The organism is Vibrio sp. 10N.222.51.C5 (assembly GCF_041474575.1).
Taxonomy (GTDB): domain Bacteria; phylum Pseudomonadota; class Gammaproteobacteria; order Enterobacterales; family Vibrionaceae; genus Vibrio; species Vibrio crassostreae_C.
Genome location: NZ_JBFRUJ010000078.1, coordinates 1 through 14,313 on the forward strand (window position 1 = coordinate 1; position 14,313 = coordinate 14,313).

Consider the following 14,313-nt stretch of genomic DNA (forward strand, 5'->3'; position numbering starts at 1 on the left):
CTAATCCGCGATGAACCTTAATTTAGGAACATCGGATAAACTATCGGTTGCACTAAAACAAGCCGACATTGTTGCTCTATAGTGCAACGTTGGACTGATTGAAAACTTAACTGATTGATAAATATGATGTTAAACCATTGGCATATATGTTGCTCTATTGCCTTTATGTAAATTGTATACAATAAAAAATACATAAAGGAAGTCACATGGAACAGAACAGTGAATTGATCTACGGATTAGACGATCGACCATCAGTCAAAGCAGCCAGTTACGCGGCGCTGCAGCATGTACTAGCCAGCTTTGTTGGAATTATCACACCCACGCTCATTATTGGCGGTGTTTTAGGGTTGGGTGAACACATCCCTTATTTGATCAGCATGGCACTGATGGTGTCTGGGGTTGGCACTTTTATACAAGCTAGAAAAATAGGGCCCGTTGGCGCAGGGATGATCTGTGTCCAAGGGACCAGCTTTGCGTTCTTAGGTTCTGTCTTAGGTGCGGGTTTTCTTGTTAAAGCAAATGGAGGTGGGCCGGATGAAATGCTCGCCACCATTTTTGGTGTCTGCTTCTTTGGTGCATTTGTCGAAATCGTCCTATCGCGCTTTATCGAAAAACTCAAAGTAGTGATCACGCCCGTTGTGACCGGCATCGTTATCACGACGATTGGTGTCTCTTTGATTAAAGTTGGCGTCACTGATATCGCTGGTGGTGTTGGCGCAGAAGATTTTGGTTCTGGAAGCAATCTGATGTTGGGTGCGATTGTGCTCGGAACCATAGTGGCACTTAACCTAAGCAACAACACCATGGTTAGACTGTCGTCGATTTTAGTCGGATTGGTTGTAGGGTGGGGCGTTGCTATTCTGATGGGCAAAGCGCCAATGGTTTCTTTTGCATCTCAACCGCTATTGAGTATCCCTGTCCCATTTAAATATGGCTTCGCTTTTGATTGGCAAGCCTTCCTTCCGATTGCTTTTATTTACTTGATTACCGTTATTGAAACGACGGGTGATCTGACCGCCAACAGTATGTTTTCAGGGCAGCCAGTTAAAGGGCCAAAATACATCAATCGACTCAAGGCGGGCGTGCTAGGTGACGGCGTGAACTCGCTCATCGCAGCGGTATTCAATACTTTTCCGAACACGACTTTCAGCCAGAACAACGGTGTGATCCATTTTACGGGGATCGCGAGTCGCTACATCGGCTACTTCATTGCCGCGATTCTTTTTCTGTTAGGGTTATTTCCCATCTTAGGTGCGGTTTTAATGACGATTCCAAAGCCAGTATTGGGCGGGGCGACATTAGTGATGTTCGGTACGGTTGCTGCGGCGGGCATCAAAATCATCGCCAATGAAAAACTGGATCGCCGCAGAATTATGACGATTGCCATCTCACTAGGCTTAGGGCTTGGGGTGATGCTAGTGCCGGATTTATTGAAAGAAGCGCCCAAGCTAGTGCAAAGCATATTTGGCTCACCTGTAACCATGTCTGGTATTGCCGCGCTTGTGATTACCGGGTTGATGTCTTTGGTGCCTGAAACAAAAGCCAAGCAGATTTCGAACGTCGTACAGACCAGTAAAGCGTAACGGGCTTCTTCGTGCTGAACTAAGGATGTTTAACTAGAGCCACATGACATATGTGGCTCTCAACTTTAACTTATTGTGTGACGTGTTGGCATCTCACTTAACTTGGTAAATAACATAAAATTATCATTAATATAAATTATGATAATTTCAGTTAATCGTCGTATCTCCATATACTCTCTCCATCGAAACGAAACACCGAAGCAGTCTTCGAAAAATACAGAATTAAAGAGAATTTGGAGAAAGTTATGAAAATGAATCACGTAGGCATCATGGTTGGCGACATGGACAAAGCAGTCGAGTTTTACACAAAAGCGCTAGGTCTAAGAATCGTAATGAACAACACTAAAGTGATGGAAGAGCGCGAATCAGCAATCGGCCGCATGTGTATCGCTGTGTTCGGTGAAGGCTTCAAAGGTTTCAACATTGCTCACCTAGTCACTTCAGATGGTATCGGTGTTGAGCTGTTCGAAATGAAAGATCGTCAAGAGCGTCATGAAGTAGATTTCTCTCGCTTAGGTATCTTTCACTTCTGTCTGCAGCTTCCAAAAGAGCAGTTTCATTCAGCGATTAAGCGTGTTGAAGAGTTTGGCGGTAAGGTTCGTATGGACATCATGCGCTACCACCCAGAAGACGAACTAAAACAAGCACAAATGGTTTACCTAGAAGACCCGTTTGGCAACCTGTTCGAGTTCTACTCGCACACATACGAAGACACGTACGCGACTGATTACGAGTAATCGCGTTACTACCTTCCATAAGGTAGATAAACCGAAACACCCCCTAAAGAGGATTGGTAGAGATACCAATCCTTTTTTTGTTTGTGTGCTTTTTAAGTGCTCCATCATGTGGTGGTGGTTAATAAATCAACAACTTTAAGGCATCGTTAAAGTTGACGTTTTGAAGATAAAACCTTTCATGAATATGACTGAAGCGAGCGTGCTTCATGAAAACATTGCGGAATCACACTAGTGATAGCCTTCGCTGAGAACTCATAATACTCAGTTCAATACTGCTGAACCGCACTACAATGAAAATAGATAAACATTACATGAAGAAGATCTACTGAAATAGCATGAAAAAACTAAACCTTATCTTTGCCGCTTTTCTTATTACTTTGCTTGCCGGATGCTCGTCACATGCGGCCGTCGATACTTCAAAAACAAAGGGCTATGCCAATTCACATGCGCTTGTGGGAGTGGCTTCTTGGTATGGCGATAAATTCCATGGAAAACTGACGGCAAGTGGTGAAACGTATAATAAAAACGCCTATACAGCCGCTCACAAAACCTTGCCATTTGGGACTATCGTGAGAGTGACCAATACAGCCAATAACAAGTCAGTCGATGTCAAAATTAACGATAGAGGCCCTTACGTAAAAGGCCGAGTGATTGACCTTTCCCACAAAGCATTTTCTCAAATTGGTGACGTTAAGAAAGGCGTAGTAAAAGTCAAAATTGAGATTATTGATGACAGCAACACCTTTCGATACAAACACTAGAATCCCCTCCTAACCTCCCCTTGGTGTACATCTCCGCTCCCTTACCAGCAACGGGAAGGGGAGGAAAAAAACCTCGATCTCGATGATTGAATAGCATATTTATGCTTACTCGATAAGGCTGCTTTTGCAGCCTTTTTTGTGCCTTTCGATAATCCATTTTTAATAAGATTATCTTATTTTCAGTATGTGGGTTGATGATGTTATGTGGTCAATAAATCAGTGTCTTAGCTTTCTTATCATTAGGGTTCATTGAAATTCATTGTGAAATAATGAAAAGCTAACCTAATCCAAGTTGAGCTTTGGTGTGATTAACAGTGAAAGCCTAAGGGCAATTACATTTAGTTACTTACTGAAGTAAAACTGAAATATTAGTTACACGGTTCTGAAATTTTTGGTGTTTAGCTTATGGGCTTCTATATCGCATTTAAATAAGGAAATACCCGTGAAGCTAACCCCTGTCGTTGCAGCCGTAATTATGTCTTTCAGTTCAGCAAGTTTTGCTTTTAGCTTGCAACAATCTGCCAATGAAAACAGTGAAGATCTCGTATGGACAGGGCACCTAAGCCCAGACAGCGACACGGTAATGTCTGCGATGCTCGCGGCTCATATTTATGGTGGTACGGCGACAGTGCCTGAGCCGATTAATCCTGAATCGACGTTTATCTTGAACTACTGTAATGCAGAATCTCCACGTGTAGAGACAGATTACTCTTCATACCGAGTGGGGCTGGTTGACTTCAACCAAGTGACTCAATTAGCACCAACTATTGATCAAGCATCCATTGTGGCAGTGGTCGATCATCATGCGATTGGTGGCTCTCCAATTAACACCCCGCAGATTGTCGAGATGGATATCCGAGGTTGGGGTTCAGCTGCAACTATACTGGCTGACAATGCTGAAAAGCTCGATGTGACATTACCTAAACACCTCGCTTGTGTTGGCTTGGGTGCGATTCTTTCTGACACAGTGGTATTCCAATCAACAACTACAACAGATCATGATCGTGAATACGCAGAGAAGCTGGCGAAGGTTGCAGGCATTTCAGATATCGAAGACTTCGGTCAACAGATGTTGGTTGCTAAGTCAGATCTTAGCCACCTTTCATCTGAAACCATTCTGACGCTGGATTACAAAAACTTTAAGTACGGTGGCAAACAGGTGGGTATCGGTGTTGCTGAAACACTAATGGCTCAACAACTGATTGACCGTAAAGACGATCTTCTAGCAGCAATGAAGACTTACAAAAAAGAGAACGGGCTAGACCATCTGTTCTTTTCAATCACAGATACCAAGAACAAAGAAGCGAACTTATTGTGGGTGGATGAAAGCGACTATCAAGTCATCAAATCGGCTTTCAACGCTGAACCAACAAGTGACATGCTGACTTTGGAAGGTGTCACTTCACGTAAGCGCCAGATTGGCCCTGCGGTTCAAAAGGCAATTGAGAGCTTGTAAGTAGAAAGAGAGTTTGGAGGGGATTGGTAGAAATACCAATCCCTTTTTTAATTATTGGGCGTCTAAATGGGATTTGGACAAAACCTTGTTACGAACCTCAGAGCACTTAAAGTTTCGGATAACTTCTGCTATTGAAATAGTAATCAATTTGCTTACATTCTAAATGAAGAGAACAATAGATTATTTAACCCCAATAACTTTATCTAGCAACTCTTGTAGGCTTAATAGTAATTGGTACATCGATCTCTGGTGTAATGATAAATCATCAAGACCTCGCTATTCACTAATAATAGAAATAAAAACAGCCCAACTTATTACAGTGGACTGTTTCATGGAGAGACAATAAAGGTAAATTGTCGAGTTATATTATAAAGCAAAAAGTATGGATTTTACGGATTGTAATCTTACATGTGCGGCGCCAATGATATCCATGAAGCCTAATATGCTATGAGGTTTTTTAGCACTAATCCATGCTGTGCCAGTACTTCCTATAGGGAGCATATCCATAGTTTTACTATCAACTTCTAATATTACTGTCCGTCCAATTGGAGCAGCCCCTCTTTGTATGTGGCCAGATACCATTTGCTCAACCGGCATCAAGTTCCCCTGAGCTTCTCCAGTAGCCTCTACAATGCTATGAACTCGCGCTCTAAATACCTGAGCTGGGTAAGCATCTACATAGAATTCGCTAAACTGCCCCCTTTTAATGTTTTGGTAAGCTTGTTCTGGTATTCGCATTTCGATGAACTTATTTTCAATATCCCATAAATGCAAACCGCCAACACGAGAACCATTAGCAATGTAGACATGAGTAACCATGCCTTTAAATGGTGCTCGTACCGTCAACCTATCCAATTCAAATTCGACATCCCCTAACTTCGCTTCTAATCCTTCATGCTTTGCGTAAAGCACGTTTATATCGGCTTTAGTTGTAGCTATCATATCCGAAGATAATTCCACATCCCTTGCTGTCGCATGATGTTCCAACCCCAAATTTCTCTTATGGTCTCTCATAGCCTGTGCAAGCTTGATTTCTTGCGCTTCTATCGAACGAGCTAACTCTAATTTACTCGCATTCAACCCTGTTTTAATCGAGGTTAATTTGTCGTCTCTTTGGGTATAAAGAATCTCTCCCTTTTCTACCACCTGATTGTGCTCAACATAGATAGTATCTATCTGCTGACCGAACGGAGGCGCAACAATCGCATGTGGCGCTTTGACTGTTGTTGAGTTAGTCAAATCGGCAGGAGAATAGAAGCGGTGAGATACAAATAAAATCAGTAGTAATACAACCCCTACAAACGTGGTCCAAAAATAATTTTTCGGTGTTCGTTTTAGTATCTTAAATTTAAACAGTAACCACACTAACAAAAGGTAAGGAACCATAATCTCTTTCATGACCTAGCCTCCTTTATCCAAAGTTGAAATTTATCCCAATCAATGACTATCGTTAATACGGCAACAACCCATAATGGCTTCCAGATCAACCCCAAAAGACATAACCAAATTACAAACTTAGCTTGTGACAGGTTCTTTTCTTTAGCTAACTTCTTAGGGATTGAATGGATATGCCATAACTTCGCTGCGATCCAAACAAATAGTAAAACAGTAGCAGTGGTTACGACCCACATAAATATTTCAGATTCTAACAAGGCATAGACGCTAGGGATCTGTTCATATGTCAACGTTGTTTGATGAATTTTGATATTGCATACCTCTAAGATTATGGGAAGCTACTCCCACTGCTTGCATCCTGCCTGCTTTTTTAATCTATCAATGGGAAAGTTCTAGTTACTTCTTTGGTCAATGTTACTTACGAAGTTCATAATGCGTTGCTCTACTGACATTCTCATTCCGTCACCAGATAAGCTAACAGCCTCCGCAGGATAGAAATGTCCAAACCCTGGTACCCAAGCAAACGTGTTTTCAATTTGTTCTTGTTTATAGTGTTCAAGCAGAGGTGGATTGATCGAGAATGCAGCATGCAAATCATTCTGCCCTTGAAAGAGTAATACAGGGCTAGATGCTTCAAAATTGGTAGTGTTCTTTATGATGTCAAAGCCAGCAGGACCACCAGAAAGCATGAACGTACCAGCAACAGGTAACTTCATTCCATGAGCAACATTCAAGCTAGTTACAGCGCCAGCAGAGAATCCTCCCAATACTACCTTTGATGAATTGAATCCATATTCATTCGAGTTTTCTTTGATATAACCAACCGCATTACGTAAGTCTTCAGCAGCAGATAAAATCGCTTTATCAATGATCGATTTCTCAGAAGGGTTATTGAAGTCTAGCTGGTCATATCCTAATTGGTGTCTAACTAGGTTAATTTGCTGAGACATTGAACTAATACTTTCAAGGTCCAAATCTTCAGCCGTGTAACCAATGCCTGTTGGTAATGGATTTTCGGGAGCTAATCGATAATCTATTGCAAAACAAACATACCCTTGTTTTGCAAACCTTTGGCAATAGTCATTCATAGAAGTATCTTGCGCACCGCCAACATTGAAGCTTAAATCGGGCGAACCTTGATGAAACGCACCGCCAAATGTCATCACAATAGCTGTCTCTTTAATATGACTCTTGTCTGTAGGCTCAAATACGTTCATCCACAACTCTCTTGAATGAACTATCTCATCGGTTGTGACATTACCAAACCCATACGTTACCTTAGGCGTCATTTTGAAACCCAAGTCGGAACTAGCTTGGGAAGAGAATACAATTACCGCACTACTTAGGATAGCAATCGGTAGTCCTGCTTTAAATTTTGACATAGTTGACCTCGCATAAAAGTTTATGATTTTCGATATAAAGCTTATTACGAGAGTGCTATAGTAAAAAGACGCACTTGAGGGGGAATCCCCCCCTGTGTATAGATTATTTAAATGGGACTACATATGTTCACGAAAGATCAAATAGTTAGTTTTTGTGCAGTTTTCGATAAAGGCTCGTTTAGTGCAGGGGCTAGATTTTTAAATCGAGACAGAACAACTGTCCGTGAACATATTTCAGTTATGGAAGACAACATGAGGTTGCCTTTATTTGAAATGAAAGGCCGCTCAACTCTACCGACTTTAGCCGCAAAAAAACTATACCCAAGGGCAAAAATAATTGTAAGGCAAATAGAAGAGTTTGAACTTACAGCCCTTAACTCCTTTAACAATGACTTACTCATCATCAATATTAACCATGACACCACCATTCCTATATCATTGATTCATCATATCAACTCAGCCATAAGCAAAGACTTCCCAAACATCCAATTAAACTGGTTGCATCGAGGCCGAAAAGAAACCATTGACGAGCTGATTAGTGGTCAAGCTCATCTAGCATTAATGACAATCAAGATGTTAGTTCAACCAGAAAATGAAGTTAATTATATAAATCTTGGCCGAATACAACACAAAGTCTATGCCGGAGCAAAAAGTCACCTTGCAAATAGGATGGTAAAAATTTCTGATTTGAAACTGGAGAAACAATTTATCTACGAGCACTACTTCAATGCCTCGATTCAAGGGTCAAATATCTCTCCTCAATATCAGTTAGTCAGTACTAAGGACGTTTTAATTGAGTTACTAGAGAAGGATGGGTGGGCTGTTTTACCAACTGAACATGTAGAAAAACACTATTCGAAAGATTCAATCGTGGAGTTAGATGTATTCGAATTAGTGAATAGCCTTGATTACCACATTGGTATATTCTTCTCACCCTCACTAGAGCAGCATGATGTTATTTCTAATATTATGACAAAAATTAGAAACTACGCTGAAAAAGAATACAATTAGCAAGGTAAAATGCATTCACCCCAATAATTTGCAGGTTCTACAATCACCCCGCCATTTATAACTGCTGAATTTTAGTCGAATTGTGCACCCGAGAATTGAGTGGCAAAAAGTAGTAGCTCACATTTGGACAACAGCTTGTTTCCCAAATTATTCTCATGAATGTTACTGGTACCTAAACACGTTTCGGGGCAAATCCGTGTTAGTCCTACTAAAAATCCCCTCCTAGCCTCCCCTTAATCAGTATCTACAATCCATTGTGGTTCGTAGAAAGGGGAGGAACTGAATACAGATCGTTACATGTGCAGTTACACATTCAGCGCTAAAGAAGGTTCTCCCCCTCGGTCGTCAATCTAGAGGGGGGATAAACTTAATTGGAGGGGGAGTTAGAGGGGGTGGGTGTTCGAAATCAGCCCGAACGCACAGGATATCAATGCTCTCAATTCAGAAAAACATTACGCTTCACCCAAAAGATTGGAATGCCTAAGCGTTCCAATTTTAATATCTGATTTACCTACGCCGCCTAGTGCACCGAATCATAAATCAATGTGCTTCTTCAGCTCTTAACCAAAACTCGGACAGGTCTTCAAAAAGGTCATCGTTATCTAAGATGCTCAAATGGGTTTCGTTGTAGCCGAGGATTTGTGACGCGTGGAGTTGGGCTGGGCGCGACAATTGGCTTGATAAATTGATCACACCATCGTTGCTGTTGGTATTAAATAGGTCGCCCGAGTTATAACCAAAGGCTAAAAAGTGGGGAATGTGAATCTTACTGCTGTCAATTAATAAGTCAGCGATAAATTTCCCGTCTGGATTTAAATCAACCCATGCCGGCATTACTACGGGAGAGTACTCGACCCCTTGTTTAGCAGACTCGACACCACCAAACGGCGAAGATATGGTGGCTACGCTGCTTACAAAATCGCATAGCTGCCCAATACGGCACTGGCGAAGACTGTTGGTGGCGACAAGCCCGCCCATACTATGTGCCACAACATGTAATTGTTGGATTTTGTATTCCGTTAACACCGTGTGCATGAGGTTATTCAGGCCTTTGGAGTTCAAAGCCAGAGATAAGCCTGAAGGATAGTTAAAGACCCAGATCTGATATTTAGATTGGTCGACTTTTTCAATCAGTGGGGCAAAATCTAACGCAGTGGCGTTGATGCCATGCACAAACAAGATCGGGATTTTGTTTGGGTCGAACTCTGACAGAAAGTAGAGCCCAGCGTTATCTTCGAGCAAAAAGGTCAGCGGCTGCCACATGCCGAGTTTGCCATTTTTTCTGTCAAAAGGTGGAGCTTCCAAGCTCACGACTGTGCCTATGTCGATCAAATCCAATTCGATTTTTAACAGTGAAGGTAGTGAACGATCAACAAACGCTCTTGGGGCTTCACTCTCATTAACCGTTAGTGAGACTTCTATTGTTGATCTGTCTTGGTGATCACGTAGGTTGATTACACTGAAAGCTTCATCGGCTTGTAGGGTAAGGTCTTGATTCTTATCTTCAAAGATAAGTAGGTAGTGGATGTTATTCGATACATGTAAGTGAATACTGTCACTGTCTATGATGCCATCGTAGCCATCAACCTCGCCTTTGTTAATGTCTTTGATTTGTTCAATCACCACGGCAGAACCGGAGGCATGTTGATTCAAGGTAACCATGTATTGATTGGTTATGGAGTCGATGGCTTGTATCTCATTAGATAGATTTCTAAAGTTACCGCACCCTGACAGCAGTGAACTGAGTAATAGCACTGTGCTGATTAAGCGTGCAGTAAGTAATAGCTTCATTCTAATTTCAACCTTATCCCACCCCGATTTATCCATAAATCAATAACCTGAGTTTAATAGTAGCAATAAAACAGCGCTTAATAAAAAGGCAAGCAAACGACTATAAAGTTCGCTTGCTTGCCTGAGAGGTTTCATTACTTAGTGAGTATATTGAACACTAAAGCGTGTTTTTGTGCACCTTGCCGTCTTTCATGATCAGTTTTTGTGTCTCTGTGTTTGCCACACAAGCAACACTGTCCAGTGGGTTGCCATCGATGATCAATAGGTCGGCATACGCGCCTTCAACCACTTGACCAAGTTTGCCTTCTTGGTACGGGTGTTGATAAGTCGACATCTCGAACAAACGTCCACAGTTTGATGTCGCCATGCGAAGCGCGGTGATGGTATCGAATACTTGCTCAATCGCACCAAGTTCATTCAATTGTGTCGCATGAACGTTGGTTTCACCCACACAGTCGGTACCAAAGGCGATGTTTTGGATATCGTATTTCTTAATCAGTTCTGCCGACTTGAACATGGCTTTACCTACGCGTTCTGTTTTGCGGTATGTCTCTTCGTTTGGTAGTGGGATCTTACGCTCTGCAATCAATGAAGAGGTAAAGTAAGAAGGAATCACCCAAATGCCTTTCTCTTTAATGATCTCGGCAATGTCGTCGTCCATGATGGTCGCGTGTTCGAAAGACATCACGCCCGCTTCAGCTGCTCGGCGCAGCGACATAAGTGCCGTAATCTGAAGCGGCATCAACCGCAGCTTTCATCTCTTCAGATGTGAACTGCAATGTGTCTAGCGGATCAAACGTTGAAGATGCGCCACCACCCGCCATGATCTTGATTTGGGATGCGCCCATAAATAGCTGTTCGCGAACCGCTTTTAAGACTTCTGAACGACCATCTGCCACTTTCATTGCGCCAAGCTTCCTCATAGGTGAGTCTTCATGGCCGTTTGCTAAACGCTCTTGTGCTTGGTTTTGACGGTAATCGGAGTGACCACAGGTTTGTGAGATAGCTGCCATTGAAGGCAGAATACGTGGGCCAGTGGCATAGCCGTTGTCGATACTGGTTTTTAAGGCCAAGCGTGTTACCTGCTACATCACGAATGGTGGTAAAGCCACGCATTAACATCTCTTCAGAAATCTTTGCTGAGCGAATCGCCACTTCTTCACGCGTCATGGTATCAATGACATTGAATGGTGCAGATAAAGTGATATGAACGTGCGCATCAATCAGGCCTGACATGACCGTGCCACCTTGAGCATCAATCGTTTCATCGGCAATCGTTGGGTCAATCTCTCCAATCTGAGTGATCAAGTTATCTTCGATGAGGATTGATACGTTCTCGATTAAGTTGTTATCAACACCGTTAAATACGTTCGCGTTAGTGATTAGTTTTTTCATAATCTGCACCTTTTGGAAATGAGTGTGTGTCGCTGATGGAGTCATCTTATGGGGCGCAGCATTTGAAGAATGGCCATTTGGTGACAGTGATGAATTGGGCGTGTTTTTGCTATTGCTATAAGAGAGGCAAAGGGGATTTTTGTCGAATCATTAATTTGAGGAATGAATGTTGGCGATGTCATGAAATGGTAAGTTTTGCTTCGATTCGAACGCTAAGATGTATTTCAAATCAAGGCGACTTATCAAATTAGATTAGAGAGAGACAGAATGACTAAATCAGACAAAGTTTACGGGTTCAACACACCACAACGTCTATTCGTAGGTTACACGTTAGCCGTGCTGGTGGACTTAGTAGTGCTTAACTTCTTCGATGAGTACTGGGACTTCGTCAACATTGAGTCTTTCACTATATCTTTGATTGCGGCGTTGTTGTTGCAGCTATTATTGAAGCTCTCTATTGGTTTAGAGCACAAGATTGCTGAACACTTCAAAAGCAAGCCGGGCACTGCACCTAAGGTGTACCGAGCAATCACCACTTACATTATCTTGGTGGGCTCAAAATTCGTGATGCTAGAAGCGATTAACCTTCTGTTCGGAGATAAGGTGAGTTTTACAGGACCTTGGGGCGGCGTGGTTGCTTTCTTCGCTGTGGTATTTACGATTCTGGTTGCTGAAGTGATTGTATCGAAGATCTACTTTGCTCTGGATGACAAACAAGATTCACATGTGAAAGCGCTTAAAGAGACCAACGCGTAACAGAACTAAAATACAGATGTGAATAACAGACGAGCCAGTTGAATAAGCTGGCTCGTTTTCGTTTTCGTTTGAGTTGCGATAACCAATTCGATACGCGAATTGGCTCTATTTTTCGTAAACCACGTTCCCGCGTAACACCGTCATCAACACCTGAGTTTTGGCGATTTGTCTTGCTGACACTGTGGTGATGTCGCGGTCGAGAATGGCGAAGTCAGCGGATTTTCCTACCTCAATAGAACCTGTTACGTCTTCAATCCCAAGACTTTTGGCGGCATTGAGCGTGTAAGCGTCGATGGCGGTATAGATATCGGTTAGGCCGGTTTTGCCCATGATTAAGCTGTTCGCGATGCCGACCAATGGGTTGATGTCGTGTACGTTCCAATCACTGCTTAAGGTGATATTGGCGTCGGTCTTGAGTATTGCATCGAGGTTCATCATGGCTTTGGCACGGCGAGCACCAAGGAAAGCTTCGGCCCATTGGTGTTGATGCCTTGCAACGTAATCAGAGCCAACTTGGAAATCTGCAGTTACATCTAACTGGCGAAAGCGTGGCACATCTTCATCATTGATTAATTCGACATGGGTTAGGGTGTAGGGTTTGGTTGAACCTTGTTTGCGAATACTTTCTATCGCATCAAGAGATTCACGAACCGCTCCATCACCAATCGCATGAATGTGGGCGCTAAAGCCGATTTTCTCGAGCGCAGTTAACCATTCTTTCATTTGTTCTGGCGGAATATAGTTCAAGCCATTAGGAGATTGGGGCAGATAAGTATCTAAGTAGGGCGCGAGCGTTTTGGCTGTGCCGTTGACGAAGATGCCATCACTGTACATTTTCACCTGATCGACAAGTAACAGACGGCTTTTATCGTCGGAATACATCTTCTCAAAGACTTCTAATTGAGAAGGTATTGCCATCGATGGGTATACCCAAGGGCGCAGCGACACGCGCGCCGTTAAGTCTTGATTTTGCTCGGCCTCTAGCCAAACGTCATACCAACCTCGTTTCCAATACATGCGACCGTCGCCAATGGTGGTGATGCCGTGGGTTGCCGCTTCCTCAAGCCCGAACATTAACCCTTGGTAGCTTTGATCAAACAGTTCGCTTTGGCTGTTCCAAGCCATCTCCATCAGTTGATCGCCAGCATTGTCTAATAAGATGCCATTGAGCTTACCGCTGTCTTGGTCTTTTAAATAAGCGCCACCTTGTGGATCTGGCGATTGTTGGCTGATTCGAGCGATTTTTAGTGCTTTTGAGTTGACCCACATCGAGTGTGAAGTCTGCTCCATAAGCACCACGGGGCGATTAGGGAAGACACTGTCGATGATCTCTAGTGGCGTGTAGTCAGAGTCGCTATCGAGCGTCGCTTCCAAAGAAAAACCATAGCCCATAAGCCAACCTCTGCCATCGGTATCAGCATTGATCTTACACGCTTCTAAGTAGGGGATTTGCTCTTCTAACGTTGCTTCAGAGTCGAGTTCACAATTGCCACCCAGCTCTGAGGCGGCTTCAAACACATGGTTATGGTTATCAATAAATCCCGGAAGGACAAAGGCATTGTCTAAATCAATGACATCAGTGCTTTGCCCTTGAAAAGTTTGCGCCTGTGATTGGTTACCAATGAAGATGATCTTGCCTTTGTGGGTAACGATCGAGTCCGACTCACGATGCCCGTATATATCAGCATTGATAAAGATCTGGTCAGCACTTTGGTTATGAACAGATGTTTGCGCTTGAACTGGTGTTTGTGTTTGAACAATAGTGTTGGCTTGTGCAAGCACCGGCGCTACGGCCGATAAGCTTGTGAGTAATGCTATCCATGCAGTACGTGGCAGAGTGAGCTTGTTATTCATTATTATGTCTTCCATGGGCTTTGTTTCCTAAATCAGGGAACTAATGCTTAAAGCTACGATCAGATCATCTAAGTTCACTCACATACTTAGAGCAATGCCAAAGCCTCGCTACAGAACAACTAACTGGAAACAATATAACCAAGCCCTAATCAATCGTGGTTCACTGACATTCTGGATTGATGAGGAAGCGAT

10 protein-coding genes and 2 pseudogenes are annotated in these 14,313 nt (G+C 42.8%); 7 read left to right on the forward strand and 5 right to left on the reverse strand.

The genetic code is table 11. The features are described from left to right. Window positions 1-206: 206 nt before the first annotated feature. From AB4558_RS20795 to AB4558_RS20810, 4 genes are all read left to right on the forward strand, one after another. Complete coding sequence (locus AB4558_RS20795; protein ID WP_372159065.1) at window positions 207-1,583, forward strand: uracil-xanthine permease family protein; 1,377 nt, start codon at window positions 207-209, stop codon at window positions 1,581-1,583. Between the two features lie 245 nt (window positions 1,584-1,828). Continuing rightward, a complete protein-coding gene (locus AB4558_RS20800) occupies window positions 1,829-2,320 on the forward strand; it encodes a VOC family protein (protein WP_010439712.1) in 492 nt (163 codons plus the stop codon). Between the two features lie 335 nt (window positions 2,321-2,655). After that, window positions 2,656-3,081, forward strand: coding sequence for a septal ring lytic transglycosylase RlpA family protein (locus AB4558_RS20805; RefSeq protein WP_017068116.1), 426 nt, complete (start codon window positions 2,656-2,658; stop codon window positions 3,079-3,081). A 442-nt stretch (window positions 3,082-3,523) separates the two neighbouring features. After that, window positions 3,524-4,537: a manganese-dependent inorganic pyrophosphatase gene (locus tag AB4558_RS20810; protein WP_017062680.1), complete on the forward strand. Its 1,014-nt coding sequence runs from the start codon at window positions 3,524-3,526 to the stop codon at window positions 4,535-4,537. 366 nt (window positions 4,538-4,903) lie between these two features. Here the strand turns inward: AB4558_RS20810 and AB4558_RS20815 are convergent, their stop codons facing one another. Together AB4558_RS20815 and AB4558_RS20820 are read right to left on the reverse strand one after the other, a co-directional pair. Continuing rightward, the gene (locus AB4558_RS20815) at window positions 4,904-5,935 is read right to left on the reverse strand and encodes an HlyD family secretion protein (RefSeq protein WP_371713929.1); all 1,032 of its coding nucleotides are present in this window, start codon (window positions 5,933-5,935) and stop codon (window positions 4,904-4,906) included. Window positions 5,936-6,324: 389 nt separating this feature from the next. Then, entirely contained in the window at window positions 6,325-7,314 is a 990-nt protein-coding gene (locus tag AB4558_RS20820) for an alpha/beta hydrolase (protein WP_371713928.1), read from the reverse strand. 123 nt (window positions 7,315-7,437) lie between these two features. Here AB4558_RS20820 and AB4558_RS20825 point away from each other — a divergent pair, with 123 nt between their 5' ends. Then, complete coding sequence (locus AB4558_RS20825) at window positions 7,438-8,325, forward strand: LysR family transcriptional regulator (RefSeq protein ID WP_372074983.1); 888 nt, start codon at window positions 7,438-7,440, stop codon at window positions 8,323-8,325. Between the two features lie 540 nt (window positions 8,326-8,865). On the opposite strand, the gene AB4558_RS20830 is transcribed toward AB4558_RS20825, so the two are convergent. Further along, window positions 8,866-10,116, reverse strand: coding sequence for a lipase family alpha/beta hydrolase (locus AB4558_RS20830; RefSeq protein WP_372074984.1), 1,251 nt, complete (start codon window positions 10,114-10,116; stop codon window positions 8,866-8,868). A 157-nt stretch (window positions 10,117-10,273) separates the two neighbouring features. After that, a pseudogene (locus tag AB4558_RS20835) lies at window positions 10,274-11,511 on the reverse strand (amidohydrolase family protein). Window positions 11,512-11,778: 267 nt separating this feature from the next. Between AB4558_RS20835 and AB4558_RS20840 the strand changes: the two are divergent. Beyond that, window positions 11,779-12,267, forward strand: a complete 489-nt coding sequence (locus AB4558_RS20840; protein WP_017068109.1) for a hypothetical protein — start codon at window positions 11,779-11,781, stop codon at window positions 12,265-12,267. A 105-nt stretch (window positions 12,268-12,372) separates the two neighbouring features. Here the strand turns inward: AB4558_RS20840 and AB4558_RS20845 are convergent, their stop codons facing one another. Then, window positions 12,373-14,121 carry an amidohydrolase gene (locus tag AB4558_RS20845; RefSeq protein WP_372159066.1) on the reverse strand — a complete coding sequence of 583 codons (1,749 nt, stop codon included), beginning with the start codon at window positions 14,119-14,121 and terminating at the stop codon, window positions 12,373-12,375. A 94-nt stretch (window positions 14,122-14,215) separates the two neighbouring features. Between AB4558_RS20845 and AB4558_RS20850 the strand changes: the two are divergent. After that, window positions 14,216-14,313, forward strand: a pseudogene (locus AB4558_RS20850) (IS5/IS1182 family transposase); the annotation flags it as partial.